Here is a 26,350-nt window from a genome sequence, read left to right on the forward strand (position 1 = left end):
AAGACTCTCAGAGTTTCCGCTTTTTTAACTGTAAAAGTCTGTATTTAAATGAATAAAATTTACTTTTTAGGCGAATGTATGGTGGAGCTCAGGGCGTCTACACCTGGCATCATGCATCAATCATTTGCTGGTGATGTATATAACTCGGCGGTTTATCTAAAACGTTGCTTTAACGCAATCGATACGTCGATGGTGACGGCAGTGGGAAAAGACACATTAAGCTCAGCCATGGTCGCTCAATTTGAAGATGAAGGCTTAAACACGGACTTGGTATTTGTACACCCTACTAAATCTCCGGGAATGTACCTTATTGAAACCGATGATGAAGGCGAGAGAAGCTTCACCTACTGGCGCAGCGACGCAGCAGCACGAAAAGTTGTAGATTTTCTGAGTGATGAAGTATTAGCTGCGCTGGGCAAAGGAGACATGTTCTTTGTCTCTGGTATTTCGTTAGCCGTTATTGAACCTGAATCACGAGATGTTTTCTGGGCTCGACTTGAAACATTAAAGGCTAAAGGGGTGGTTGTCGTATTTGATCCCAATTATCGCCCACGATTATGGAAAGATGAATCTGAGGCCAAAGAGACTTTTGAAAAGGCGTTCCATTATTGTGATTTGGCTATGCCTGGCGTTGAAGATTTAGAAGTGCTTTACGGCGTGAGTGATGCTCAGGGAGTTATCGAGTTCTGCAATCGATTCAGTATCAACGAGGTTGTGGTTAAGAACGGCCCTGCATCGGTGATCACTTCTTTAAATAGTAGTGTTGAGTCACATACTATTACGCCAGTGAAAAACGTAGTTGATACTACGTCCGCTGGAGATGCGTTCAATGGCGCTTATTTGGGAAGCCGGTTATCAGGCATGTCTATTGACGAAACGGTCAGATTAGCTGCTCATGCGGCGGGCACGGTTATTCAACACCCAGGCGCCATTGCACCAAAAGTTGCATTTAGTGAGGCTATGGCTGATATCGCAGGCTAACTCATCATTTCGTTGTGCGCTACGCACAGTTCTATCTTATGAGGTGCGGAGGGAACTGCACCGAAAAACTTATTAATTATGAAGAGAAATCGCAATGAAAAGCTTTTCAGACCTAATGTCAGGTCAGACACTACTACCCATTATCCAAGCAGATTCGCCTGAACAAGGTGTAAATATAGCAAAAGCCATGGCTGAAGCAGGCCTTAGTCTGGTAGAGGTTGTATTACGCACCGACGCTTCCCTTGAAGCATTGTCAGCAATAAAATCAGAAGTGCCTTCATTGGTTGTTGGCGCTGGAACTGTGATTAATGAACAAATTCTTGGCCATGCTATAGAAGCAGGTTCAGATTTTATCGTAACACCTGCTGTATCACCGACACTTTTGGGTGCACTTAAAGCGTCTGGCGTCCCTGCGTTACCCGGTGTCTCTAACACTGGCGATATCTTGATGGCATATGAACATGGGTTCAATGAACAAAAGCTCTTCCCTGCATCGCTATCAGGAGGCGCGCCTTTTTTGAGTGCAGTATCATCAGTATTTCAAAGCGTATCATTCTGTCCAACTGGCGGTGTTAAACAAGCAAATAAGCATGAGTATTTATCACTGAGTAATGTTTTCGCAGTAGGTGGTACCTGGGTATGTGATAAGACGTGGGTTAAAGAAGGCAATTGGGAAGCGATTACCCAAGCTTGCAAAGCTGCGATTGCCGAATGATTTTCTGCTTGCCCAATCGTGATGGTTGGGCAAACTCAATTTATCTACCTTCTCATCTTATCTCTGCCTATCCGTCCATCTCCTGTAAATTGTTAAATTTCTAAACTAGCTTTTATCAGCGAAATATTAGAAATCTCTTTTATAAACATAATGTTGAATGTTGTTTATTGGGTTATAGTTTCTCGTTTTTTTGTTATTTTCCTTATTGGTTAGTACCGTACACATTGAAATGTGACCAATTTCCTATATATTGGTCACAAATAAGAATATAGTAAACATCAGATCATTTAATGAAGCGTCGCTATACACACGTTTATCATGCGCTTCGCATGGCTCGATTGAATGATATGCAATAAGTAGAAAAGGGTGAGAAAATGAAAAGCCGCCGAATGTTTTGGCAAATCGCAGAGAAAATTGAGTCGCTGATTAGCTCTGGATTGTACCCACCGGGTAGTCGATTGCCTCCTGAAAGAGAATTAGCTGAAACTTTTGACGTAAGCCGCCCGACCATACGCGAAGCAATTATTGCGCTTGAAGTAATGCAACTGGTAGAAGTGAAAACGAGTTCAGGTGTATATGTTCTTGAGCGCCCAACTGACCAACACGTTGATGCTGATGAAAAAATAAGTGCTTTTGAGCTTACGCAAGCCCGCGCGTTAGTAGAAGGTGAGGCTGCTGCTTTAGCTGCAATGTCAATTACTTCTGAAGAATTAGATGCATTACAAAAGACATTAGACGCAATGGAAGCAGGCGTTGATGCTGAAAAAGCCGAACCGTGAGTTTCATCTAATCATCTCTAAAGCGACAAAGAACAACGCAGTGTTGTTGGCAGTTAAAAAGTTTTGGAGTCTAAGAGACTCGCAATCTCAGATTAAGTCTGCCTATGCCAGTGTATGCAGCCAATCAGACAGTGATCGATTAGAAGAACACAGAGCCATTTTCCAAGCGCTACTCAAAGGCGATGCGCAGGGCGCAAGAACGGCGATGCACGCTCACTTTAATAGATTGATCAATGCTTTATTTGCAGTTAGCGAAGCAAAAGCATTGGAAGAAGTGAGAAAGAAAACCAGCCAAACTAGAGATTTGTACTCTATAAATCACTTAGTGAAGTAGCAGTAATACTGTTAAGTTAAACGGTGATAACAGTGAGTTGTAGTATCCTCAAACTACAGCTCACTGATTAGCTTTTTAAATTCCGATATCCTCAGTATATTCATCACCTAGCAAGGCATTACTTTACCACGTTTTTATTTTAATATTGGTTGACCAACTGAGTTCAATCACTATGTGCTCACGTCAGCGTTGATCATATTTTTTTGCTTAATATCAAGCTAAAGCTCTGAATAATTCTACTTTAAGCCTTCTCCGTTCTCTATTTTTTCCTCCGTTGCTTACCAAAATTGGAATTTTATTTGATCTGGAGTCATCGCTCCTTGCTCACTATTCCTAAAAGAAATCCGCACTCTCTCTAAATTCTAATTGTCACGAAATTACAAAGGTTTACCCAATGACCTGATCTACTTAAAACTCTACATAATAACCAATTTTCATGTCTGCATTGTAACTTTTAATTAACCAAAAGTTAAAATAAATGCTTACCAATATTGAATTTGCTGATTACCAATATTATCCTCTTGTAAATCAAAGGTAATAATTCTGCTGAAAATGACAATAAAAAATACATGCTCAGCGCTGGTATTTGGAGGATGAGAATGTCGCGCAAACGTGCCTTCTGGAAAATTGTGGACGAATTAGAACAGTCTGCTAGAGACGGATTATTCATTGCGGGTAGTCGACTACCTTCAGAACGAGAATTAGCTGAAAAATATGATGTAAGCCGACCCACAGTACGTGAAGCAATTATTGCCCTTGAAGTTAAAGGAATTGTAGAGGTAAGAACTGGAGCGGGTATTTTCATTAATCAACTACGAGATGAGCGTCAGGAAGAAATACCAATAAGTGCTTTTGAATTGACGCAGGCAAGGGCGCTGATTGAAGGTGAATCAGCTGCACTTGCTGCTATGTCAATTAATGCCAAAGAATTAATTGAGTTGCACGGCCTTATGGAGGCTATGTCACAGGGGGGCGATGATGAGGAGATTGATAAACGATTTCATATGACTATTGCCAGGGCTACGAAGAACGCAGCGATAGCAAAAACAGTTGGTTATCTATGGTCTATTCGTGAGCAGCAACCTATCATCTCGAATGCACACAAGTCGGTGTGTGATACCGAGCATTCGCATATGCTAGAAGAACACCAAGCAATCGTAGACGCTCTTGTTGAAAAGAATCCAGAAGACGCGAGAAAAGCGATGCATAATCATTTTAACCGGTTAATTAATGCACTTTTTGATATGAGCGAAAAAACAGCCATGGACGAGGTAAGACGAAAATCCGAAGAAAATCGCGGGCGTTACTCATTAAATCATTTGCACAAAGCCAATTTGTTAAAATAAAGCTGTCATCACAGTTCCCAAATTCACTAGGATTGATTAATCAAATTAATTCGAATTTCTGCTCGGTATGTAAACATCTTGGTTGCGTAATTGAGCCGCTGCGATTATAATGCGTGCCACTACGAAATGGTGGCGGGCTCCCTCAAGTAATAAGGAAAGTAACGTCCCTGTTTGCAGACGTTCACCTATCGGTGGTTTTACCCAGATGTTTGCAACTGCACATTGCGTGCAGTTTGGGTTCAGATTAACGCAAAAAGCCCCGCTAGTCCGGGGCTTTTTGTTGTTTTTAGCCCGAGGTTTTGGCACGGTCAATTCGGGTGATGGCAGGTGGGCTTTAGGCCCTTTTTTTGTATTTGGAGGTTTGCATTGGCAAAACTTGAGACAAAACTAACAGAAATGTTGGAACCTGGTGTTGAAGCACTTGGTTTTGAACTTGTTGGTATCGAGTTTGTGCGTGCGGGGAAGCATTCTATTCTTCGCGTTTTTATTGATCATGAAAATGGCATCACCGTCGACAATTGTGCCGATGTGAGTTATCAGGTCAGCGCAATATTGGATGTGGAAGATCCAATTAGCACCGAATACAACTTGGAAGTGTCATCGCCAGGTATGGATAGACCGCTTTTCAAAGAAAAGCATTATCAAGACGCTGTGGGCGAAGTTGTTCAGGTACGTTTAACGATGCCAATGGATAACCGACGTAATTTCAAAGGCAAGGTTTTGGCCTGTGAAGACGGAAACGTCAATATTGAAGTGGATGGCCAGCAGTTCCAGTTAGCTGTGGCGAATATCGAAAAAGGTAACGTTGTTCCCACGTTCGACTAATGGAACAGCACAGCTTTCATTGTGGAAAGCTTATGTGAGGCGAAAATGAATAAAGAAATTTTGTTAGTGGCGGAAGCCGTTTCAAATGAAAAACAAGTGCCTAGAGAAAAGATCTTTGAAGCGTTGGAGTTTGCAATTGCTAGCGCAACGAAAAAGAAAAACGAAGGCGAAATTGAAGTACGCGTAAGTATCGACAGAACGTCAGGTGATTTTGATACATTCCGTCGTTGGCAGGTTATTCCTGACGATCAGGAACAAGAAAATCCATTTGCAGAAATGACACTTTCTGCAGCGCAAATCGACGAGCCGGAAATCGAAGTTGGCGATTTCGTTGAAGAGCAAATCGAGTCGATCAAGTTTGACCGTATTACTACGCAAACTGCTAAGCAAGTCATTGTACAGAAAGTACGTGAAGCTGAGCGTGCGCAAATGATCGCAGAATACGAAGACAAAGTTGGCGAGCTAGTGACGGGAACGGTTAAAAAAGTTAACCGCGACAACATCATTATCGACCTTGGTAATAACGCTGAAGGCGTAATTTATCGAGATGACATGCTTCCTCGCGAAACTTTCCGTCCGGGCGACCGTGTACGTGGTCTTCTTTACGTGATTCGTCCTGAAGCACGTGGTGCACAATTGTTTATTAGTCGTACGCACCCAGACATGCTGGTTGAGCTATTCCGTTTGGAAGTACCAGAAATTGCTGAAGAGACGCTGGAAATCAAATCAGCAGCGCGCGACCCAGGTTCTCGCGCAAAGATTGCGGTTAAAACTAATGATAAACGCCTTGACCCAGTAGGTGCTTGCGTTGGTATGCGTGGTTCACGTGTACAAGCCGTATCTGGTGAGCTTGGTGGTGAGCGTGTCGACATTGTGTTGTGGGATGAGAACCCAGCACAATTCGTTATCAACGCAATGGCACCAGCAGAGGTTGCATCGATTGTTGTCGATGAAGATAGTCATACAATGGATGTTGCAGTTGAGTCAGACAACTTGGCTCAGGCGATTGGCCGTAGCGGTCAAAACGTGCGTTTGGCAAGCCAGCTAACAAGCTGGGAGCTAAATGTAATGACTGTAGAAGATCTTAACAAGAAACACGAAGAAGAAAACGCCAAGGTTCTTGGTATCTTCACTGAAGGCTTAGACATTGATGAAGACTTCGCTTCTGTTCTTGTTGATGAAGGGTTCAGCACGCTAGAAGAAATAGCGTACGTACCAGTGAATGAATTACTAGAAATTGATGGTTTGGACGAAGAAACCGTTGAGGAACTACGAAATCGTGCCCGTGCGTTCTTAACTACGCGTGCATTGGCAGATGAAGAGACACTGGAAGGCGCTGAGCCTACTGAAGCATTGCTTGGCTTAGAAGGTATGAGTAAGCACGTGGCCTATGTGTTGGCCAGCCGCGGCATTACTGACCTTGAAGAATTAGCCGAGCAGGGCACCGATGATATCAGTGATATCGAAGAACTAAACGAAGAATCAGCTGGTGCGCTAATTATGGCAGCACGTAATATCGTTTGGTTTAGTGAAGAATAAGGTCAACAGGGGGATTTACACGTAATGGCAGAAGTATCTATTGAAAAGCTCGCCAGTGACATTGGTACAAACGTTGACCGACTGGTAAGCCAGTTCAAAGACGCGGGTATTACAAAGAGTGCCGGCGATCAGGTTACCGAAGACGAGAAAAAGCAGCTTTTGGATCACCTAAGCAAGCAGCACGGCAGTGCCGCTGAGCCAAAGCGTATGACACTTCAACGCAAGACCACTAGCACACTGAGTGTTGGTAAGTCTAAAGAAGTCAAAGTTGAAGTACGTAAAAAGCGTACTTATGTTAAGCGCACTGATGTTGAAGAGCAGCAGCGCCTAGCTGAAGAAGAAGCGAAGCGTCAGGAAGAAGAACGCCTGAAGCGCGAAGCAGAAGAAAAAGCTGCTGCAGAGGCGAAGAAAGCCGCTGAGGAAAAAGCGCGTAAAGCTGAAGAGGCTCGTAAAGCCGCTGAAGAAGAGCGTGCTCGCAGAGCTGAAGAGGCGAAGAAAGCGGCTGAAGCACGCAAGCAAGATGAGCCTGAACTGACGGAAGAAGAAAAAGCGGAAGCTGAAGCTGCGCGTCAGGAAGAAGAGCGTCTTCGCAAAGCGCAGGAAGAAGAAGCGCAGAAGAAGCTAGAAGAAGAGGCTAAGAAAGCGGCTGATGAAGCCCGTAAACTTGCTGAAGAAAATGAGCGTCGCTGGAAGGAAGAAGAAGAGCGCCGTAAGAAAGCTGAAGCTGAAGAAGTACACTTGCACTCTAACCGCTACGCGCAAGAAGCGGAAGACGAAGAAGATATGCAAGTTGAACGCTCTTCACGTCGTCGCCGCAAGTCAAAGAAAAATGCGGGTGAGCATTTGAAGCAAGGCTTTAACAAGCCGGCTCAGCCAGTAGAGCGTATCGTTAAGTTAAGCGAAACTATCACTGTTGGTGAATTGGCTAACCGTATGGCAGTTAAGTCAAACGAAGTCATCAAGACAATGATGAAGATGGGCGAAATGGCGACCATCAACCAAGTGCTTGACCAAGACACTGCGGTACTTGTTATCGAAGAAATGGGACACAAGTACGAGCTAGTTAACGACAACGCCCTCGAAGAAGAGTTGTTGGCAGATGGTACCGACGGTGATAAATCACCTCGTGCGCCGGTAGTAACCATTATGGGTCACGTTGACCATGGTAAAACGTCACTACTGGACTACATTCGTCGTGCAAAAGTAGCCGATGGTGAAGCGGGTGGTATTACCCAGCATATCGGTGCGTACAAAGTTCACACTGATAACGGCGATATCACTTTCCTTGATACACCAGGACACGCGGCGTTTACCGCTATGCGAGCTCGAGGTGCAACAGCTACTGATATCGTTATTTTGGTTGTCGCTGCTGATGACGGCGTAATGCCACAAACAAAAGAAGCGGTTCAGCATGCTCGTGCTGCAGAAGTGCCTCTTATTGTTGCAGTGAACAAGATGGATAAAGAAACCGCTGATCCAGACCGTGTAAAAACTGAGCTTTCTCAGTTAGAAGTTATTTCAGAAGAGTGGGGCGGTGAGCACCAGTTCTGTAATGTTTCTGCGAAAACCGGTATGGGTGTTGATGAGCTTTTAGAAGCTATTAACCTGCAAGCCGAGCTTCTTGACCTTCAAGCCATTGAAGATGGTCCGGGTCGCGGTATTGTTATTGAATCACGTCTAGACAAAGGCCGTGGTCCTGTAGCATCAGTTCTTGTTCAGGAAGGTCAGCTTAAGGCAGGTGATATCCTTCTTTGTGGCGAAGAATACGGCCGTGTTCGTGCAATGCGCGACGAAAACGGCAAAGAAATGAAAAACGCTGGTCCATCAACTCCAGTAGAAGTACTTGGCTTGTCAGGTGTTCCAGTTGCGGGTGAAGATGCAGCAGTGGTTAAAGACGAGCGTAAAGCCCGTGAAGTTGCCGCTAAGCGTCATCAGAAAAAACGTGAACTTAAACTTGCTCGCCAGCAAAAAGCTAAGCTTGAAAACATGTTTGCTAACATGGAATCTGGCGATGTGAGCGAACTGAACATCGTACTAAAAGCGGATGTTCAAGGTTCTGTTGAAGCAATTTCTGACTCACTGGTTAAGCTATCTACAAGCGAAGTTAAAGTTAACATCGTTGGTAGTGGTGTAGGTGGTATCACTGAAACCGACGCAACCCTAGCGGCTGCATCAGGTGCCATTGTGCTCGGCTTTAACGTTCGTGCCGATGCAACTGCACGTCGTGTACTAGAAGCTGAAGAAATTGATTTGCGTTACTACAGTGTTATCTACGACCTTATTGACGAAGTTAAAGCGGCAATGAGCGGTATGCTTGCCCCTGAGTTCAAACAAGAAATCATTGGTCTTGCAGAAGTTCGTGACGTATTTAAGTCGCCTAAACTTGGTGCGATTGCGGGCTGTATGGTTACCGAAGGTGTGGTTAAGCGTAGCAACCCAATCCGTGTACTACGTGACAATGTGGTAATTTACGAAGGTGAACTAGAATCACTTCGTCGCTTTAAAGACGACGTACAAGATGTTCGTAACGGTATGGAATGTGGTATCGGCGTTAAGAACTACAACGACGTTAAAGTAGGAGACCAAATCGAGGTCTTCGAAATTGTAGAAGTGAAACGCGAAATTTAATCGCCAACCTTCTACTAAATAATTTAAAACGGGGGCAAAGCCCCCGTTTTTGGCTTTTTGTCCGCCGTCTACCATCATTGTAGATGGGCTAAACTTGAGTGCGAGTCACTTTAATTACGGTGGAAGCATCATAGTGTTACACGCCGCTTTGAGGTGAGATGGTGAAGGTGAATCGAAAGTAAAGCACTGAGCTTACAAGGAAGTATTTACAGCGTCTTTACGTCAATTCACCTTCATCAATTCCCTATAAGACATTTATGCATGTAATGCTTCGATGGAAAATTAGGAGAGAGTTATGGCTCGTGAGTTTTCACGTACCGACAGGGTAGCGCAGCAAATTCATAAAGAAATTGCGAGTATCCTGCAAAATGAATATAAGCACCGTGTGGGTGATTTACCGTTGATTACCGTGTCTGATGTGGACGTGTCTCGTGATTTAGCCCATGCAAAAATCTTTGTGACTATTTACAACAGTACTGAAGAAGAAAGTAAGGTACTCATTAAACAACTTGCGGAGTTTAAAGGCTTTATTCGCAATATTTTGTCAAAGCGCTTAAGAATGCGTTCTGTCCCTCATCTTCATTTCTTTGAAGATAAATCTATCGTAGAGGGTATGCGAATTTCTAATCTAGTGTCTCAGACTTTGGCAGAAGATGAACAAAAGCGCGGTACTAGCACTGATTCTGAAGAGCAGGAGTAAATGGCAAGACGTCGTAAAGGCCGTGATATTAACGGCATAGTATTGCTAGACAAGCCTCTTGGCGGGTCATCTAACCAACTACTTCAAAAAGTGCGTTGGTTATATAAAGCTGCAAAAGCAGGTCATACAGGCGCGCTAGATCCACTCGCCAGTGGTATGTTGCCACTGTGCCTGGGTGAGGCCACAAAGTTCTCTCAGTTTTTATTGGACGCTGAGAAAACCTATGAAGTCACGGCAAAGCTGGGGCAGCGTACAACTACCTCTGACGCCGATGGCGAAATCGTTGAAGAGAAACCGGTAACGGTAGATGAAGATACGGTTAAAAAAGCATGTCTCGCGTTTTTAGGGAAGAGCAAGCAAATTCCATCCATGTTTTCTGCACTCAAGCATCAGGGTAAGCCTCTTTATCACTATGCTAGGCAAGGCATAACGATTGAGCGAGAGCCCCGTGATATCGAAATCTTTGAGCTTGAGGTAACTCGTATCGAACTGCCTTTTGTTGATATGCGAGTTAAGTGCAGTAAAGGAACTTACATTCGTTCTTTGGTTGATGACATTGGACAGAACCTACAGTGCGGCGCTTATGTTACTCGCTTGCATCGTACTGAAGTGGCTGATTACCCCACGGATAAAATGGTATCTCTTGACCGGTTAATCGAGCTACAAGAGAACTTACCAGAGGGTGAGTTTGATACGCTGGATGCTTTACTTATCCCCATGGATACCGCTGTTAGTCGTTTACCCTTTATTACGATTAACGATAAAGAGCGAGCGCGATTTGATAACGGGCAGAGTGTTTCGGGTACCAATGGTGTTGAGCTGAATCAAGGCCAAGCGTATAGGGTGTATCACGGAACTGATGTCCATGGAGAATTTCTGGGTGTAGGTGAGGGAGTTCTCGATCCAAAAGACCAAGGCGTTCCTAAAGGCCAACTTTTTGTAAACCCGAAGCGCCGAGTGGTATACAGTCAATAAACCTGTGAGTGCAAGTCTTCTTAGTACTTGCACCATTTTGTTTAATGATTCGATGACGTATAGTTAAGGTATACTTGCTTTAACTGTCGTTTTACCACCTATGATTCAATGGTTATCCCTTCCATTTAACAAACTTTCGACCAATCAATTATTTGACTTACTTAAACTTCGCGTTGATGTTTTTGTGGTGGAGCAAAACTGTGCTTACCCCGAACTCGATGAGAAAGACCGCCACCCAGATACACAACATTTAATGGGGTTCGTTGATGACAGACTGGTAGCATGCGCCAGACTGCTCCCCGCTGGCTTGAGCTATGATTCTGTGAGTATTGGTCGTATTGCGACCAGCGAAACCTATCGCGGCAATGGGGCGGGGAAGACGTTAGTTGAAGAAGCGATAAAACACTGTGAGCAGATTTGGCCACAATGCTCCATTGAAATTGGTGCGCAGGAATATCTCATTCGGTTTTATCAAAACTTTGGTTTTCAACCGACTTCAGCAGTGTACTTAGAGGATGGTATTCCACATCTTGATATGAAACGTAAGTAACTTAATTTCAGATATTTAAAGAAGCGTCTTTGTTTTGTGGTCAACTGTTTGTTATACGTAAATACTGAGATGTTGATCAGCTGTTGTAATGAGTGACAAGTACATGTGCAAATCCAACAATAATAATTCACGCCTTGCCTACTTTACCTTTTTCTTCAATTATTGCTTATTTATCCTAAGTACCTGTTACGCCTCGGTGAGCACGGCAGCCGACGTTCTCGTTGTTGTACCCGACGAAAGCCTATACTGGAGCAGCGTTTATGAACCCATGGTGCCAGTAGCTGAACAATTAGATATTGAATTGTCAGTGTTGCGGCCAAAGAGTATCGAAGGGATGAACTTTGTCCCTGAGCTTTCAGAGTACTTGGCGAATAACACCAAACCCGACTGGGTTGTTTGGGTAGCAAGAAGGACATCCCCCTCGGAGATGCTAGATTTACTGGAAAAGCATGAAATACGCTCGATAAATATCTCTAACCCCATTACAGAACTACAAGAGACGGGCCTTCCTCAACAGAAGTACACATATTGGGAAGCAGAGATTACCTCCTCAAACTTCAGAGCGACCTACAACATGCTGTCCGAAGTGGTAAAATCGGCACCAAACTTTGGCTTAACTCCTCCTTATTCGTTAATTGGGATCGCAGGCGTTCAGTATCTCAAATCAGCACAAAAGGTGACTGCGGCGGTAAAGACTGCGTCAGATGAAATTCCTACCCTCAATTTGATTCAACTGATTCATTCAAAATGGAATAGAGAATCGTCTTATCAAAAAACACTCGCTTTGCTCAGTCGTCACAATAGGTCAATGTCACAAACTCAATTCGGTGCATCCAGCGCCATCGATCTTATATGGACGGGTAACATCGATCTGGCGCTTGGTGCAGTAGAGGCGGTAGAAGCCTATAGTGCCGGTTCTGAAGTACCAGCGCCGTTAGTGATAGGTCAAGGTTGGCATCCGTCTATTTTTGATCAAATAGCGAAAGGCAATATTGCGATGAGCGTAGGAGGTAACCATCTTCACGGCTTGTGGGCGTTAGCAATGATATATGATCACGAACAAGGTAATACGTTGGATACTAGTCCTTGGGACAGGGTGATTGTTGTCGAAAAATATATTGCGTCAAAAGACAATGTGGCTCAGTTGACCAATATCTTTGATACCGACTACTGGCAATCTGCAGATATTAAGCAGTACACCAAAACAGCGAATGAGGCGTTGTCTCACTATGATTTTGATGTAGGGTTGTTAGTCTCTAAAGACGAGAATTAACGGTCAGGAGCAATACACTGCTCAAACCGAGAGACCCACTGTTCGTCAAGCATCTCGTCAACGGCTTCAACCAAATTTGCTGGTGTAGACTGCTTGCTAAACGCAATATGGTTTTGTGCACCTATAATTATGGAAGGGTGCTTTACAATATCCTGCGCCCACTGTTCGCCTTTTTCTTTTGCTATTTTTTCAAAAATAGAGGTTTGCATGAGCACTATGTCAGCACGTTTGGCTTTGATCATACTCAGCAGTTGTTCGCCAGAATACGGAAACGGTTGCAAAGATTGATAACAGGTTTTTGTGTCGTACATTTCACTCACTTCATCGGAAATAAAAAGTTCTAAGTTTGCGACTAAGTTAAACGACTGCATTGCTGTGTCGCAGAGATCATAAACAGGTTGATCAGCGGTAGAAGGATGACCGAGCACGCTGAACTCTTCTTGAAAAATGGGATCACTAAATCGGTAGTTAATTTGTCTCTCTGGCGTTTCGGAGAGACCTGATATCAGGTCAATTTTACCTTCTGCTAGCATTAATAGTTTTCTGGCGGGAAGAATTGGCTCTACATAGTCGATTTGACAATTCACCGCTGCGAAAAGGTCGTCCTGAAACGCATTCATACATGCATAGTTATAACTTTTTGACACTACAAGTGGACGACTACAGCCGTTCTCATCATATATTAGAGGCACTAGTGACTGGGTTGCATGGGATGTGTTGGCGCAGAAACCCACAGCGACAATAAAAAGCAAGCGATTAAACATGGCTATTGACTAACAGCTATTACTACTAATACTGCGTTATAGTGTAGCCGAAATTGTAATTAGCTGACGACTTAAACTCAATGAAATGAATGTTAGATTGAGCGTTTGATAGGATGCAGATAGCCCTCTACTGTTAGAGGGCTATTACTCGGTGACTACTGGCATGAAGCTCGTAGTGGCCGCTCAAAACCAAAGGTAGTTCCTTTTCCGTATTGGTCGTTGTCTCTTCTAAATTTATCCGTAGAGCGCAAATTGGCGATTATTGCCGAAGCTTCGCACGACTGCTCACTTCTATGTACACTAATAAGAGTCCCACTCTCGCTATTGTGTAAAGTTCCAACTTCTTGGTTGAGTAAAATAGTATCTGCGTATTCTTCGTCGGTGCTCGAGCACGCAAACAACATACAGGCCAGTGGAACCAATAATAGCTTCTTCATAATAAATCCCTGTAGTAATTAGACAAAAGTATAAGTTTTGCTTGCATCTTAGACATTAGAGTATGTTGTGGAGATGTGCAACTTTTTATTTTTATTGTTAATTTCTCTCATCTTTACACGAATCCATTACCACATGGGTTGAGATTGTTGATACTTGAGGAAGGTCTCCCAGTACATAGGTGTGAAAGGTTTTGTAACTCACGAGATCGGTGGTTTCAACTCTTAATAAATACTCATATGCCCCCGTTACATTGTGACATTCGAGCACCTCCTGAGCTTGTGTCATTGCTTTTTCGAAAGCGAGTTGAGCATCTTTGGTGTGTGTTTTTAATCCCACAGTGACATAAGCAACAAAATTAATGCCCAGCTTTGTGCGATCGATAACAGCTCTGTAGTGTTTGATCACCCCCTCATTTTCTAGCTCTTGTACTCTGCGAAGACATGCAGAGGGAGAGAGTCCAACCAACTCGGCGAGCTGATTATTAGGTATTCGTCCATCTTGCTTTATGTGGTGCAATATTTGTTCGTTATATCGGTCGATTTTCATAGTAAGTTGCGAATATCAGTAAAGTTAAACAATAAACGCAACTTAATTCGAATGAAAGCGCGATACAATTATTTTGTTCGTTAATTAAGAGGAGGCGTTTTGTGGAGCTCATTTTCAGTTTGGCGGTTTTCGCGTTTGTTTCATCCATAACGCCAGGGCCTAACAACTTAATGTTGATGGCATCGGGGGCGAATTATGGGGTTAGGCTCACATTACCCCATATGTTTGGTGTTGCTATAGGGTTTACCCTAATGGTGTTACTTGTCGGTATTGGTGTTATTCAGATATTCGACAGTTTTCCCATGGCTTACGAGATCCTTAAGTGGGTAAGCGCATTTTATCTGTTCTATCTTGCATACAAGATTGCTACCACAAAGTTTAGACAGCTAGACGGAAGTGCCGGAAGTAAACCCATGACTTTCATACAAGCTGTGATGTTTCAGTGGGTAAATCCAAAAGCTTGGACCATGGCGCTGACATCCATAAGTCTTTACGCACCGGATCGTAATTTCTTATCGGTTCTAATGGTGGCTATCGTCTTTGGCATGATCAACCTGCCGTCAATTAGTGCATGGACGGTGTTAGGTCAAAAACTCAGCAGTGTATTAAGCACTGAAGTCAAAATGAGGTGTTTTAATTATGCGATGGCAGCGCTGTTAGTGGGGTCTGTAATTCCCGCATTGATATAGATGTATTAGCGCTTGCTTAACGCCGCTGGGTCATTATAATACGCGCTTCATTCTGTCTGGCTGAATTAGTGATCGGCCGGACCAAACTTAGGAGAATGTTATGTCACTAACTAAAGCAGAAACTGCAAATATCATCGCTGAATACGCAGTTAAAGAGGGTGATACTGGTTCACCAGAAGTGCAAGTAGCTTTGCTAACGCACAACATCAACAAGCTTCAAGGTCACTTTGCTGATCACAAGAAAGATCACCACTCACGTCGTGGTCTACTTCGCATGGTTAGCCAGCGTCGTAAGCTTCTTGATTACTTGAAAGGCAAAAACGCTGAGCGTTACTTCGACCTAATCAAGCGTCTTGGCCTACGTCGATAAGACAAAGCCAAGCATAAAAAAAGCGCCAACCGGCGCTTTTTTTATGTGTGTAAACAATACAAAGAACGACATGTTCTAGTGATTATTTTTTCCCTCGTCGGCTGCCATTTCGTAGTAGTCAAACTTCGAACTGGTGACAAACGCCTCTAATTTTTCAATCTCTTCTTTCACTTTTGCCTGGTTTTCAGCACTTTCACCTTTCTTTAAGGCTTCGATGTCAGCTTGCGCTTTTTTCAGGTTCTTTTGTGTTTGAACCAATTCAGGGTCGATCTTTTCCCAGTCTACGCTAGAAAGAATAGTAATTAAGCTGTCTGTGCGCTCTGAGAGGCGTTCTAGCTCTTCACGTGTATCGTTCAGGCCTGTGAGCTCCTGTAGCTTACGTTGCTCCCAATCATGGCCGCTACCGTACACTGTGACTGTGTGAATGATTAGACCTATTCCCCATCCAAACAACGGGTAGATGAACCATATTGCCGATGGACTAGTTACCATGTTGATCATAAACAAAAACAGGTTTACACCGACAAAAGCAGCCAAATGTGCGTAGTAACCTTTTAACTCTTCAATATGTTTTCGGGCTTGTTCTTCATTCATCCTGATGGTCCTAACAATGTCGATATTTAATAAACTGCAGCAAACTCCTTGCCATAGTAACTATAGTAATATAATTCAATAGCTTATAGTTAAATTTGTCATCGGCGGAGTGTTAGTGTCACTACAATTTGGCCAAATATCACACGATATGGTGCATTACACTACTTAAGAGTTAGTAGAGTAGAATCCAAACAGTGATGTCTGTCCCTTTATTGGGTGACGAGGTTAAATCTATCTCGCCGTTGAGCTTTTGAGTGACTAGGTTATATAGAATTGGAAGTCCCAGCCCAGTACCACCTTGTTCTCTAGCCGTGGTATAGAAGGGTTCGAATATTTTTTTGTGAAGTTCAGTGGGAATGCCTACACCGTTATCTGTTACGCGAATAAATACTCCCTTTTTAGTCTTATCACAGGCTACAACAATCGTATTGGTAACTGCCGGGTTATTGCCAATAAAAGCATGACGTAGTGCGTTTGAAAGTAAGTTTGTAAGCAATTGGGCTATGGTTCCCGGGCAAGTAGTTATAACTATATTAGATGTCAGTTCAAGGTTTAGTTTTACTTGTTCTTTGCGAAGCATAGGCTTGAGAGGGTTTATTACTTGCTCAATGTATTCGCTAAGATTTATCTCCTCTTCTTCCAAAGAGACTTGATCGGCAGCGGTTCTCTTGAAATCTTGTACAAGTTTACCGGCTCTCATCAAACTCTGTTCTGCCAGATTCAACCCTTCTGAACAAGAATCTACAAAGGCTCTGAATTGGCTCTCGGACAAGGTTTCGCTTTCAAAAGAACGAAAGGTTTGTTTTAACTCCTCATTGCAGTGACTTACCGAAGTAAGCGCAATGCCCAGTGGAGTGTTAACCTCATGGGCAACGCCAGCCACTAAATTACCCAACGCAGCCATCTTCTCCGACTCGATAAGTTTGTCTCTCGTTGCTTCCAGTGCTTTTGTGCGTTCTGCTACCATTTGCTCTAAGCTGTGGTTTATTTCCACAAGTTGAGCCTCGTAGTCTGCACGTTCTTTTGCGCTGACGGCTCTTCCGTACAAGTCTGCAAGTGACGATGAAAATACAATTTCATCATCGTGCCACTCTCTTTGCGGCCCCTGATGTTCACAGCAAATAATGCCTATCATTTTACCTCTGTGCCGTATCGGCACGTCTAGCATTGACGTAATACCGAGTGGTGTAAGATAAACCTCTCCAAACTCAGCCGTGGCAGAGTCAGTAATTGCGTCGTGAGCGGGAATACTTCTCTCTTTGTCCAGAGCTGCGAAGTATTGAGGAAAGTCACTGCGTTTTAGTATTAAGCTCTCACTGTCTAAGTCGTTCCCTTTATCAATCAGAAGTTGGCAGCTGATAATTTCTGCATTTTGACCCAAAAGCCAAATACCCGCTCTTGTGATTGCTAATCCTTCACATACTGAATCAATAATTAGCCTTGACGCTCTGTCAAGCTCACCACCATCTATATCTGCGCTCTGACTTACTTTTAGTAAGATATTCTCTAAGTCGAGATTCATTCGTCTTCATCCGGTTGCAATGCGCGGATCTCCAAAAAAGTATCAAAATATTTGATGGCAATTTCAGTGATTTGTGGGTCGAACTGAACACCAGCGTTTTCTTTGAGGTAGTCAATAACCTTTTCCGGTGTCCAGGCTGGTTTGTAGCATCTCTTAGACAAAAGGGCATCGATAACATCGACGATGGCCATAATTCGACCTTCAATGGGAATAGCTTCACCAGATAAGCCTTCGGGGTAACCTTTACCGTCCCAACGCTCGTGATGGGTCTTCGCAATAACGGCCCCCATTTTCGCCACAATACGATCGGAATCAGCTAACAGCTCATAGCCCTTCTGCGCGTGGGTTTTCATAATTTCCCACTCTTCATCATTAAGCTTTCCTGGTTTGTGCAGAATGCTCTCTGGAATACTGATTTTTCCTACATCGTGAAGTGCCGAAGAGTAACGTATGGTATCGATGAATTCGTCGCTCATACCGAGTTTCTTCGATAGAAATTCGGTCATCAGTATCACTCGCTTAACGTGACCGCCAGTCTCCTTACTCCTGAGCTCTATGGCATCGCTTAACACCATGATGAGTTCTTTTTGCGTTTGCTGGATATCTTCCTTTTGCGTGAGATTCTGAAAAACTAGCGCGACATTCGAAGCAAACATCTCAAGAACTGTTTTTTGTACCTCGTTTAAAGGGTGAGTGAGTTTGACGTAAAGGATATTACAGGAGGCTGTTCCTGAGGGGTAATACCCGATAAACAAGTCCTCTGATTGATAATTGGACTTACTTTTGAAAACTTGGTTAATTTCAGATTCGATCTCTTTTGGTATATCGCATGAAATACCCGGCTCGCTAAGTTGTGCTAGGTCTCCGCTTGCAGCAAGTACGGTAAGTTTGGAGTCGCCGTAAAGATCCGTATGTTGTGTGGTTAAATACAAAATAGAGTGATCAAGATTCAACAAAGTGAGTGTCTGTTTTAAAACTGCCGTACCGAACTGGACAAGAGTTTGGCTCTGTAATACCGAAGAAGAGGACTGCAGTACATCTTCCATACCTCGCTTACCGAGTTCTATGGTTCGTATATCCCTGTAGGAGCGGATAGCCGTGTATACACATGATTTAAGTTTGGCTGATGATAGCTCAGTTTTCGCTTTGTAGTCGTTGATATCGTAACCGCGAATCACCTCTTCTTCGGGTGCCTGACCGGGCTGTCCTGTTCGCAGGACCAAGCGTGTTGTATGATTCTGTAATTCGTCACGAATATGTTCTATAAGCTCAAGACCCGCGTGGTCTGATTCCATCACTACGTCTACAAACGCAAGCGCAATGTCTGGCGTATTGAGGAATAATGACCTTCCTTCTTCTGCACTGTAGGCGGATAGAAAGACAAGTCCTCTATTTTCGAAGGTAAAGTTTCTAAGTGATAGCTTGGTAACTTCATGAACCGCGGGCTCGTCATCGATGATGGCGATTTTCCAAGGCGGAAGTTGGTTGGTTTCAGTGATCTGATTCGACTTTTTAAACAGTGCCATAAACTCAAACTGATCTTTATCTCATTTTTTAAAGATAGTTTGAAACAGTGGCAGCGCAAGAGTGTGTCGTTAAAACTGCGCAGTTTTATGCTAAGGTATAACAACTCTCACAGCTGATCTGACTGTGATTTATGCACAAATATCTTGAAAAGCGTACTCCAGTTTTTCAAGGGGGATGTAACCTTGAAACGAAGTGATAAGCTGGCCTGATTCATCGACAATAATGCTAAACGGCGTTGCTTGAGGTTGGCCAACTAGTGCAATAAACTCAGTGGACGCTTGTCCCGCTGGGAATGTAATTTTAGTTCGATAAACAATCGCTTTTAAACCTTTTATAGAACCAAGGCCAATGCCGATGGGCTGTAGCTTAGAATCACAGTTTGTATAGAGGGCTTCTAACGCTTTGAACTGTTTCATACACCAAGGGCATTCAGGCTCAAATATGGTTAGTACAAGAATTTTATTTTGATAATCTTCAAGAGCAATAGTGTCTAATTGTGTTAATGAGTCTAGCTTGATTGAGTACAGCGATGCTCCCCATGAAGGGGAGCTCACCAAGATTAAACTCAACGCAAAATAAAGCGGCGTAAGTTTTTTAAACATTTTTAGAATTTCACAGTAACGCCAGCATATGCCTCTCGGCCACGCAGAGGTCCATATATATATGCCACATCATAACCACCATCTTCGTAAAACAAAGGTGTTTGCATATCCTCAACTTGGGTGTAGTCAAATAAATTGTTAGCGCCAGCGTATACACTAATCGAATCTGTGACAGCTTTTGTTATTTTGGCACTGACTGTCCAATAGACGGGAGCTTGCGTTGACATCAAAAATTCACCAGCCGCATCGAATGACGGAGTGCCAGGAGTACCATATTCACTCAAGTCACGTCCACCGACCCAAGTTGCCGCTGCAAAGACATCCCAGCCATTGATTTCCCAATCTAACGACAATATGGCTCGCTGTTCCACTGGTACAACACCATATGACTGTTTGAATTCGTCACTGTAAACATAATTTTCAGCGGTTACACCAAGCGTGATGTCATCGCTGATGTGATAGCTAAGTACAATATCACTAACAAATACGTCCGCATCTTCACTGAGTTGTTCTAGAGCAGGTACGCCGTCTTCCGTTTCTGATAGAGCAGCTAGGTTTTCCACATTAGTGTAGGCGAGGGACGCAGTAACGTTGAGTGCCTCACCCATGTAACTCAGTGCGTAGTTTGTAGAGAATGAACGTTCTAACTCTTCAACGTTTATTTCAAAGCCTACTCCAGCATCAAGGATTCCGTGATCAGATTCAAAGAAAGATAATGGTGCACGATATCCTCGGCCCGCTGAAAGTCTCGAAGTCCATTGGTCACTGTGGTCATACCTAATATCAACACGAGGAGAAAAAACGGTTTCATCGATTTCAGTTCCTGGTTTTGCCGGGTCGGTAAAATCGGCTTCAACTTTGTCTACGCGAAGGGCAACATTAACTTCTAAATCTTGACTGGCATACCAGCTGTCTTGAATGTAAAAGCCCAATGTATCGTAATCGAAGCTATCAGAGACGTATTGTGCGCTGTCGCTATTGGTTTGTGAATCAAGCGACTCTATGCGGCTGTCTATACCAAATGTAAGTAAGTGATCTTGAGATAAGTCCCAGTTAAATCGAGCATCTAAATATTCCATCTTGTTGTCCGCGTCGTACACAAACCCTTCATAAAAAGAGGCTTGTGTATGATCGTTGTGCGATACCGTCAGTGTCATATTTAGTTTTTCATTAAAGGCGTGTAGCCAATTAACGTAGACTTCTTTTCTTTCAGACTCAATCCACTCTGTGGTTTCCCAACCTCTACCAATGTATTGATTTCGAACATCATCATTCTCAAATAGTGAATCCGATTCAAAGTCTGGTTCAGCATTAAATTCAGTAAAAGCTGCACTTATATCCGTATCAGTAGGGCCTCCAAATATCTCTGAGTTAGCTAGATTTGCTCGAAAATGAACACTATCTTGCTTACTAAAGTCGTGAGAGACAAAGAGTGTAGCTACAGTATTATTCAGTTCCGGACTCTCGCTTACACCGTTGTCGTCACCATCAAACTGGTCTCGATTGTCATATTGCGCGGAGAAAGTAATACGGGTATTGTCGTCGTTTGCAAGGCCTGTTGCTACAACACTCCCTTTTTGATAACCATTTTCGCCAGCAGATAAATCGACGGTTACGCTGTTTTCTATGGCTTTTTTAGTCACGAGATTAATTGTGCCACCAATGGCTTCTGGGGCGATCAAAGAAGCCCCAGCACCGCGGGCAATTTCGATACTTTCTATACCGGCAGAGGAGGCGGCATCTAATCCGTAGAATCCAGACATCATGGTATATACGGGAATTCCGTCAACTAAAATGGTGGTGTGTTCTCCACGTAATCCGTTCAACATTACCCGTTTAACACCACACATAGAACACTCATTGTTCACCCTTACACCTGGTGACAAAGAGATTGCATCTGTTAGCGCTGACGCTTGTATCTTCTCCATTAAGGAGTCAGATATTACTTCTGTTTTTTGTACCGTGTCTTTCAGCATACCTGCTTCGTAAAGCCGCTCACGAACGCCTATCACTGAAATGGTTTCAAGATTGGCTTCGGATTCCAATGTTGACGCAGTTTGTTGTGCAAACGTTGGTGCAGTAACAAGTAATCCTGCAATTGTATTTGCGATTAGTGTTTTCTTCATGGGTAAAGGTGGGACCTATATAGGGAAAAGAATGTAGGACGCTACTTAGCGTTAGCAGCAATTCCGAGGTTATTGAATGGTGCAACAATATAACATTGCCTACACTTATTCAATGCGAATGATTATCAATTGCGCCATCTTTACGTTTTGAGTTGATTGAGATCAACGTTTGTTTAAAGAAGTAAATAAAGGGGATTAACTGCCACAGCCAGCAGCTAATCGAGGTCATCTCGCAAATTTGTTACGAAACAGGAGGAGGAAAATAGATCGCAAAGTCGAATTACAGTTTTTTGCCTTTCCAGTGACTTGATGAGAAATAATGACCTAATAAACAGTATTAAATTATCGATTAATGCGTCTTAATCGTTGAGAGTTGCTGTTGGGTTTGCGCTGTTTGATTTTGCGTCGCTTCGGCTTCTTGGCTGATTTGATGCATTTGGTGTTGAACCTCATCACTCAAGCTAGCGATATCCTCCACTATTTTATGAGTTTGTGTGTATTGGGCATTAAGCTCACTAATCGCCCCGCTGATAGCATCAAACTCTAAGATATTTTCTTTCAGTTCTCCGAGCATAACGGTGAAACTCTCACTGGTGTTATTGATTGTGGAGTGAGCATCTTCTGACTGAGATACAAGTTGTACTGATTCTTCACGAGTCTCATTGACTAAAGTATCCATATCGTTAATGAACGATGTGATTTGTTGCGTAGCACCACCAACTTTTGTGGATAGTGAGCGCACTTCATCCGCAACCACCGCGAAACCTCGTCCTGCTTCGCCAGCCCGTGCAGCTTCAATCGCCGCGTTTAACGCTAAAAGGTTGGTTTGGTCAGCAAACTCTTCCACCATTTTGAGAATATCCCGAATGTTGCCAGCATTCCTTTGTAAACCTTCTACGGTATGAGTGAATTGTCCGAGTAGCCCACCAATTTTATTGATCTGTTCGGCAATAGTATTCAGTTGCTCACTTGCTGATTGAGCTTTGGCGATATTCTCTTTGTTACTCGATGCAATATTTTCTGAAGAGTTAACGATGTGGTTGATATTACTATTGATATGATTGCTAGAAGCGAAAATTTGCTTACTCAAGGCTTTCTGAGAGTTAGCGTTTGTATTCGCTTGGCCTACCTCTGTGGTAACAATACTTGCAGCGTCATGGGCGTGCTCGGCCCGCTGATTTACTGTGTTGATTAAGTCAGATAATTTGTAGGTAAATGCGTTATACGTTTCTGATAGCTGGCGAAATTCATCAAAGGTAAAGGCGGGTAGGGTAGTCGTTAGGTCGGCTTCTTTGGCATTGATTTTTTTCAATCCACTTAATATGGCTCTTATCGGACGTACAAAGAGGTAATTCAAATAAAATAGGGTAAAAGCAAATGCCGCAAGGTTTAATACAAATAGCCACTTTGCCCAACTAAATAGTGCCGTAGTATCACCAGAGGTGTTGCCTTCAATTTGAAGCAAAATGAGAAATCCAGCCACTTGAAAAGCCAGTAAGAACGTAAGGTTACCTAGAATTTTTCGACCTAGTGTGAAGAAAAGTGTTTTCTCGACAACAGAGTAGAGTTTCCAAAATCCTGAATCCATCGTGTATGTCTCATTGTTTGTTATCTGCACCGTGCTTTTATCGGCACTTTTAGGAGATTCTAGACCAATCTTTACGTGTTGTGCACCAAGATTGACTTAAATAGTAATGGGTTAAGAGAGGAGTATATAGAGGTTACTGGCAAGCTTTTTGATCAAGATCAGAAGGAAGTCATTGAGCAAAGGCGCCTCGCTGCGGAAGCGCCAGGAATTGGTTTAAGGTCCAGTTGTCACTGGCGTTGGCGCTGGTGCGCCACCCGGAGCCCCACCTTGAGACACCATTTGCGTTGCCATTTCTCGGATCTCGTTTTCTAAGGCATTGATGCGACCAGATAGAGCATTATTTCTCTGCTCTAACACTGATAATTTGTCGGCAAGACTACGTGTTTCATTTTGAGCAGATTGTTTATCGCTGATAGCTTGCTCTAATTGAATATTTAACGTGAGTAATTCGTCTGCCAGACCGGTAAGTTGTCCCTGAATGACGGCGATGTTGCTCGTGTTACCTGAGACATTGGCATTTGTATCTGAGAGCCCACGCTGTGACGCAGTTTCTACTTTACCCACGCGTTCACCTAGAGCAGTGATCTCTTGCTGATTTCTGCGCCACGCTGATGCCCAGAGCTTATCCATCTGTTCCCACAGTTCATTGGTTTTGTTGGTCAGTTCTGTCACTTTTACCTGCAATGCAACGGTTGACTCACCGATTTCCTCGCCTGTTGCTGAAAGCTTTTGTTCGAGAAAAGCAATTCTTGACTCTGCGTTTTGCGCGGCTAGTTTTTGTGCCTCAAGTAGAGTAAACAGATAGTAACAACCACCACATGCCAACAGGGCTATCAGAGCCACCAAAGAAATCCACAGTCCGTTCCCGCTTTTACTCTCTGGTGTCGAGGCAGCTGATGATGGTGATGCACTCTGCTTTGAAGCGTCTTTTTTCTGTTGGTAGGTACGACGATCTTCATCATCTAATCGAATTGTCAGAAATTCGTCATTTTTTGAACTGTTAGCCATATTTCTATTTCTATCTTTCTATGGTTTGAACGCTTTTCGGAAAACGGTATTAGCGTAAGGATATCAAACATTATTAGCGCACCAGTGATGTTATCTTGATTGAGGGCAAATACCAATAGTCAGATGAACAATTTGCGCAACAAAGGTGTGTAGCGTTACACGGGCCAGAAGTGATAGTATCGAAACACAACAAGGCCAGTTTCGTGTATTCCTGCTGTAGTAAACGGATAGATGATAGAAAATATTCCACCACCAACACCAAAAGAAGAACTCAACGTACTGATTATCGATAATCAGGGACTAGTTCATGAAGTGGTTACCGCTGCGCTTCACGAGCTCGGAATGTACAACATTAGCAGTACTTTCAACGCTTTCCATGCTATCCGGTTGTGTGAGCAACAACGATTTGATTTGGTGCTTTTGGCGTTTAATGTGAGCCATGACAAAGATGGATTCCATTTGTTTGAAGAACTCAAGCATTTAGGTCACATAAATGACAAGTCTACCGTTATTTTTCTCAGTGCTGAAACTACACCTGAACTGGTAAATTGTATTGTTGAGCTACAGCCCGATGATTTCTGGGTCAAGCCACTTGATAAGCAAAGAGTGAAAAAACGCCTGAATTATCTGTTTTCATCAAGGCAGAAGCTAAACAAAATGCTTCATTGCATGCACATTCACGATTATTCGACGGCAATGTACTATGCAGAACGTCAGTTGAGTGATATGGATTTGGTGGATTATCACCCTCGAATAAAGCGCCTGATTGGCGATTGTTTATTGAACCTTCGTGATTATCCACGCGCTGAACATTACTTTCGAACCTTACTCGAAAACATGGATTATGCATGGGTGCATATAGGCCTAGCTAAATCGCTACTTCGACAAGACGAACTAGAGCAGGCTAGGGCACTGGTCGAAGGTTTACTAGCGAGACACGATACGCGATTCCTGACATACGATTTGCTGGCCCAGTACTACATCGAAAAAGAAATGTTTGACCAAGCCTATGAGCAAATGAAACAGGCGAGCAAACTAGCGCCAAGGAATATCAATCGCAATAAGAAACTGTGGGACTTAGCCAGACTAAATCACGATAAAGTAGGCCAATTGTCTGCAGTGCAAAATATGGCGAGATTTGCCCGAAACTCGATACATGATTCTCCAGAACTCAAACTCAATGTCATCCGCTCTACCATAGACGTAGCAACAAGTTTGGGTGGGGAAGAAAGTGACAAATATCTGAGAAAGGCACTAGCAGATGCTGAGGAATTACGCGGACAAAAAGGTGTATTGAAACAGTTCGACTCGCAACTCAAAGTGCTTGAAGTGCGCATGTTGTGTTTAAAAAAATGACAAAAAAGATGCGCAAAAAATCATGGAAGAAATGTCGACTGATGGTAATGGTATATCTATGGAAGACAATCTCGACAGAATGAAGGCATACCATGAACTTGGTATGCGAGAACACTGTGTGGGTATTTTAGACAAGTTACGCAGACAAATTGCTGGTGATAACTTTACTTCTCAAATGGTTAATGAGTACCTAAAACAGGAGTCATTGGAGCGTGTTGAAGTTCAATTCACAACGAAAGAGTTGAAGCAAATGGCGACGGCAAATTATAAAGAGAGCCGATTCTTGCCAGCATTTAATAATCTTCATCAAGCATTGATTATCGCGCCTCAGGATAAGCAAATTGCCCTGAGCTTATTGAAAATTTTAGTGCAGTTACAAAAACACGAAGAACTCACTGACGAGCAATTCGAAGTAGCTAACAACGCCGCTCATATTTTGATGGCGACTCCGCTTCCTCCTTCACAAGCACTTAAACGAGATACTTATCTGGCAACCTTGGGTGTTTCTGCCCAGCTACCAGAAAGACCTATTTTTTAGTGAAAAAAAGCCAGCGTGATTTATCCGCTGGCTTTTC

24 protein-coding genes and 1 pseudogene are annotated in these 26,350 nt (G+C 43.3%); 15 read left to right on the plus strand and 10 right to left on the minus strand.

Going from position 1 to position 26,350, the window contains the following annotated elements; translation table 11 throughout:
* Positions 1-48: 48 nt before the first annotated feature.
* The 11 genes and pseudogenes from EYS00_RS16910 to EYS00_RS16960 all read left to right on the plus strand — a co-directional run bounded on the left by EYS00_RS16910 (position 49) and on the right by EYS00_RS16960 (position 12,645).
* Positions 49-981 carry a sugar kinase gene (locus tag EYS00_RS16910; RefSeq protein ID WP_130638724.1) on the plus strand — a complete coding sequence of 311 codons (933 nt, stop codon included), beginning with the start codon at positions 49-51 and terminating at the stop codon, positions 979-981.
* A gap of 94 nt (positions 982-1,075) precedes the next feature.
* The gene (gene eda / locus EYS00_RS16915) at positions 1,076-1,696 is read left to right on the plus strand and encodes a bifunctional 4-hydroxy-2-oxoglutarate aldolase/2-dehydro-3-deoxy-phosphogluconate aldolase (RefSeq protein WP_130638726.1); all 621 of its coding nucleotides are present in this window, start codon (positions 1,076-1,078) and stop codon (positions 1,694-1,696) included.
* A 374-nt stretch (positions 1,697-2,070) separates the two neighbouring features.
* Positions 2,071-2,809, plus strand: a pseudogene (locus EYS00_RS16920) (FadR/GntR family transcriptional regulator).
* Between the two features lie 599 nt (positions 2,810-3,408).
* On the plus strand, positions 3,409-4,155 hold the full coding sequence (locus EYS00_RS16925; protein ID WP_130638728.1) for a FadR/GntR family transcriptional regulator: 747 nt from the start codon (positions 3,409-3,411) through the stop codon (positions 4,153-4,155).
* 366 nt (positions 4,156-4,521) lie between these two features.
* On the plus strand, positions 4,522-4,980 hold the full coding sequence (gene rimP, locus EYS00_RS16930; RefSeq protein ID WP_130638730.1) for a ribosome maturation factor RimP: 459 nt from the start codon (positions 4,522-4,524) through the stop codon (positions 4,978-4,980).
* A 45-nt stretch (positions 4,981-5,025) separates the two neighbouring features.
* Positions 5,026-6,519, plus strand: a complete 1,494-nt coding sequence (gene nusA / locus EYS00_RS16935; protein ID WP_130638732.1) for a transcription termination factor NusA — start codon at positions 5,026-5,028, stop codon at positions 6,517-6,519.
* Positions 6,520-6,543: 24 nt separating this feature from the next.
* Entirely contained in the window at positions 6,544-9,147 is a 2,604-nt protein-coding gene (infB, locus tag EYS00_RS16940) for a translation initiation factor IF-2 (RefSeq protein ID WP_130638734.1), read from the plus strand.
* A gap of 295 nt (positions 9,148-9,442) precedes the next feature.
* On the plus strand, positions 9,443-9,847 hold the full coding sequence (gene rbfA, locus EYS00_RS16945; protein ID WP_130638736.1) for a 30S ribosome-binding factor RbfA: 405 nt from the start codon (positions 9,443-9,445) through the stop codon (positions 9,845-9,847).
* Positions 9,848-10,822, plus strand: coding sequence for a tRNA pseudouridine(55) synthase TruB (gene truB / locus EYS00_RS16950; RefSeq protein WP_130638738.1), 975 nt, complete (start codon positions 9,848-9,850; stop codon positions 10,820-10,822).
* Positions 10,823-10,922: 100 nt separating this feature from the next.
* Positions 10,923-11,372: a GNAT family N-acetyltransferase gene (locus EYS00_RS16955; protein WP_130638740.1), complete on the plus strand. Its 450-nt coding sequence runs from the start codon at positions 10,923-10,925 to the stop codon at positions 11,370-11,372.
* 88 nt (positions 11,373-11,460) lie between these two features.
* On the plus strand, positions 11,461-12,645 hold the full coding sequence (locus tag EYS00_RS16960) for a substrate-binding domain-containing protein (protein WP_130638742.1): 1,185 nt from the start codon (positions 11,461-11,463) through the stop codon (positions 12,643-12,645).
* Here EYS00_RS16960 and EYS00_RS16965 read toward each other — a convergent pair.
* From EYS00_RS16965 to EYS00_RS16975, 3 genes are all read right to left on the minus strand, one after another.
* Complete coding sequence (locus EYS00_RS16965) at positions 12,642-13,409, minus strand: ABC transporter substrate-binding protein (RefSeq protein WP_130638744.1); 768 nt, start codon at positions 13,407-13,409, stop codon at positions 12,642-12,644. The two genes, EYS00_RS16960 and EYS00_RS16965, sit on opposite strands and share 4 nt — an antisense overlap.
* A gap of 155 nt (positions 13,410-13,564) precedes the next feature.
* Positions 13,565-13,846: a hypothetical protein gene (locus EYS00_RS16970; RefSeq protein WP_130638746.1), complete on the minus strand. Its 282-nt coding sequence runs from the start codon at positions 13,844-13,846 to the stop codon at positions 13,565-13,567.
* A gap of 97 nt (positions 13,847-13,943) precedes the next feature.
* On the minus strand, positions 13,944-14,393 hold the full coding sequence (locus EYS00_RS16975) for an Lrp/AsnC family transcriptional regulator (RefSeq protein ID WP_130638748.1): 450 nt from the start codon (positions 14,391-14,393) through the stop codon (positions 13,944-13,946).
* 101 nt (positions 14,394-14,494) lie between these two features.
* Between EYS00_RS16975 and EYS00_RS16980 the strand changes: the two genes are divergently transcribed.
* Positions 14,495-15,082, plus strand: a complete 588-nt coding sequence (locus EYS00_RS16980) for a LysE family translocator (RefSeq protein ID WP_242618806.1) — start codon at positions 14,495-14,497, stop codon at positions 15,080-15,082.
* Positions 15,083-15,182: 100 nt separating this feature from the next.
* A complete protein-coding gene (gene rpsO / locus EYS00_RS16985; protein WP_130638750.1) occupies positions 15,183-15,452 on the plus strand; it encodes a 30S ribosomal protein S15 in 270 nt (89 codons plus the stop codon).
* A gap of 75 nt (positions 15,453-15,527) precedes the next feature.
* On the opposite strand, the gene EYS00_RS16990 is transcribed toward rpsO, so the two are convergent.
* The 7 genes from EYS00_RS16990 to EYS00_RS17020 all read right to left on the minus strand — a co-directional run bounded on the left by EYS00_RS16990 (position 15,528) and on the right by EYS00_RS17020 (position 24,419).
* Entirely contained in the window at positions 15,528-16,046 is a 519-nt protein-coding gene (locus tag EYS00_RS16990) for a 2TM domain-containing protein (RefSeq protein WP_130638752.1), read from the minus strand.
* Positions 16,047-16,218: 172 nt separating this feature from the next.
* A complete protein-coding gene (locus EYS00_RS16995) occupies positions 16,219-17,568 on the minus strand; it encodes a GAF domain-containing sensor histidine kinase (protein ID WP_130638754.1) in 1,350 nt (449 codons plus the stop codon).
* The gene (locus EYS00_RS17000; RefSeq protein ID WP_130638756.1) at positions 17,565-19,094 is read right to left on the minus strand and encodes a DUF3369 domain-containing protein; all 1,530 of its coding nucleotides are present in this window, start codon (positions 19,092-19,094) and stop codon (positions 17,565-17,567) included. Before EYS00_RS17000 ends, EYS00_RS16995 begins: the two co-directional genes overlap by 4 nt.
* A 129-nt stretch (positions 19,095-19,223) precedes the next feature.
* Positions 19,224-19,697, minus strand: a complete 474-nt coding sequence (locus EYS00_RS17005; RefSeq protein WP_130638758.1) for a redoxin domain-containing protein — start codon at positions 19,695-19,697, stop codon at positions 19,224-19,226.
* 2 nt (positions 19,698-19,699) lie between these two features.
* Positions 19,700-21,823, minus strand: coding sequence for a TonB-dependent siderophore receptor (locus EYS00_RS17010; protein WP_130638760.1), 2,124 nt, complete (start codon positions 21,821-21,823; stop codon positions 19,700-19,702).
* Between the two features lie 349 nt (positions 21,824-22,172).
* Positions 22,173-23,411: a methyl-accepting chemotaxis protein gene (locus tag EYS00_RS17015; RefSeq protein WP_130638762.1), complete on the minus strand. Its 1,239-nt coding sequence runs from the start codon at positions 23,409-23,411 to the stop codon at positions 22,173-22,175.
* Positions 23,412-23,624: 213 nt separating this feature from the next.
* Complete coding sequence (locus EYS00_RS17020; protein ID WP_130638764.1) at positions 23,625-24,419, minus strand: hypothetical protein; 795 nt, start codon at positions 24,417-24,419, stop codon at positions 23,625-23,627.
* A gap of 231 nt (positions 24,420-24,650) precedes the next feature.
* On the opposite strand from EYS00_RS17020, the gene EYS00_RS17025 reads away from it, so the two are divergent.
* Positions 24,651-25,775 carry a response regulator gene (locus EYS00_RS17025; RefSeq protein ID WP_242618807.1) on the plus strand — a complete coding sequence of 375 codons (1,125 nt, stop codon included), beginning with the start codon at positions 24,651-24,653 and terminating at the stop codon, positions 25,773-25,775.
* Positions 25,776-25,797: 22 nt separating this feature from the next.
* The gene (locus tag EYS00_RS21075) at positions 25,798-26,313 is read left to right on the plus strand and encodes a hypothetical protein (protein ID WP_242618808.1); all 516 of its coding nucleotides are present in this window, start codon (positions 25,798-25,800) and stop codon (positions 26,311-26,313) included.
* The last annotated feature ends 37 nt before the right edge of the window (positions 26,314-26,350 follow it).

Source organism: Alteromonas sp. KUL49, assembly GCF_006538345.1.
Taxonomy (GTDB): Bacteria; Pseudomonadota; Gammaproteobacteria; order Enterobacterales; family Alteromonadaceae; genus Alteromonas.

Excerpts from the sequence above, each read along its gene's own strand:
- EYS00_RS16910 (WP_130638724.1), top strand. The coding sequence starts at position 49 with ATGAATAAAATTTACTTTTTAGGCGAATGTATGGTGGAGCTCAGGGCG.
- eda (WP_130638726.1), top strand. The coding sequence starts at position 1,076 with ATGAAAAGCTTTTCAGACCTAATGTCAGGTCAGACACTACTACCCATT.
- EYS00_RS16925 (WP_130638728.1), top strand. The coding sequence starts at position 3,409 with ATGTCGCGCAAACGTGCCTTCTGGAAAATTGTGGACGAATTAGAACAG.
- nusA (WP_130638732.1), top strand. The coding sequence starts at position 5,026 with ATGAATAAAGAAATTTTGTTAGTGGCGGAAGCCGTTTCAAATGAAAAA.
- infB (WP_130638734.1), top strand. The coding sequence starts at position 6,544 with ATGGCAGAAGTATCTATTGAAAAGCTCGCCAGTGACATTGGTACAAAC.
- rbfA (WP_130638736.1), top strand. The coding sequence starts at position 9,443 with ATGGCTCGTGAGTTTTCACGTACCGACAGGGTAGCGCAGCAAATTCAT.
- truB (WP_130638738.1), top strand. The coding sequence starts at position 9,848 with ATGGCAAGACGTCGTAAAGGCCGTGATATTAACGGCATAGTATTGCTA.
- EYS00_RS16955 (WP_130638740.1), top strand. The coding sequence starts at position 10,923 with ATGATTCAATGGTTATCCCTTCCATTTAACAAACTTTCGACCAATCAA.
- EYS00_RS16960 (WP_130638742.1), top strand. The coding sequence starts at position 11,461 with ATGAGTGACAAGTACATGTGCAAATCCAACAATAATAATTCACGCCTT.
- EYS00_RS16965 (WP_130638744.1), bottom strand. The coding sequence starts at position 13,409 with ATGTTTAATCGCTTGCTTTTTATTGTCGCTGTGGGTTTCTGCGCCAAC.
- EYS00_RS16970 (WP_130638746.1), bottom strand. The coding sequence starts at position 13,846 with ATGAAGAAGCTATTATTGGTTCCACTGGCCTGTATGTTGTTTGCGTGC.
- EYS00_RS16975 (WP_130638748.1), bottom strand. The coding sequence starts at position 14,393 with ATGAAAATCGACCGATATAACGAACAAATATTGCACCACATAAAGCAA.
- rpsO (WP_130638750.1), top strand. The coding sequence starts at position 15,183 with ATGTCACTAACTAAAGCAGAAACTGCAAATATCATCGCTGAATACGCA.
- EYS00_RS16990 (WP_130638752.1), bottom strand. The coding sequence starts at position 16,046 with ATGAATGAAGAACAAGCCCGAAAACATATTGAAGAGTTAAAAGGTTAC.
- EYS00_RS16995 (WP_130638754.1), bottom strand. The coding sequence starts at position 17,568 with ATGAATCTCGACTTAGAGAATATCTTACTAAAAGTAAGTCAGAGCGCA.
- EYS00_RS17000 (WP_130638756.1), bottom strand. The coding sequence starts at position 19,094 with ATGGCACTGTTTAAAAAGTCGAATCAGATCACTGAAACCAACCAACTT.
- EYS00_RS17005 (WP_130638758.1), bottom strand. The coding sequence starts at position 19,697 with ATGTTTAAAAAACTTACGCCGCTTTATTTTGCGTTGAGTTTAATCTTG.
- EYS00_RS17010 (WP_130638760.1), bottom strand. The coding sequence starts at position 21,823 with ATGAAGAAAACACTAATCGCAAATACAATTGCAGGATTACTTGTTACT.
- EYS00_RS17015 (WP_130638762.1), bottom strand. The coding sequence starts at position 23,411 with ATGGATTCAGGATTTTGGAAACTCTACTCTGTTGTCGAGAAAACACTT.
- EYS00_RS17020 (WP_130638764.1), bottom strand. The coding sequence starts at position 24,419 with ATGGCTAACAGTTCAAAAAATGACGAATTTCTGACAATTCGATTAGAT.
- EYS00_RS17025 (WP_242618807.1), top strand. The coding sequence starts at position 24,651 with ATGATAGAAAATATTCCACCACCAACACCAAAAGAAGAACTCAACGTA.
- EYS00_RS21075 (WP_242618808.1), top strand. The coding sequence starts at position 25,798 with ATGGAAGAAATGTCGACTGATGGTAATGGTATATCTATGGAAGACAAT.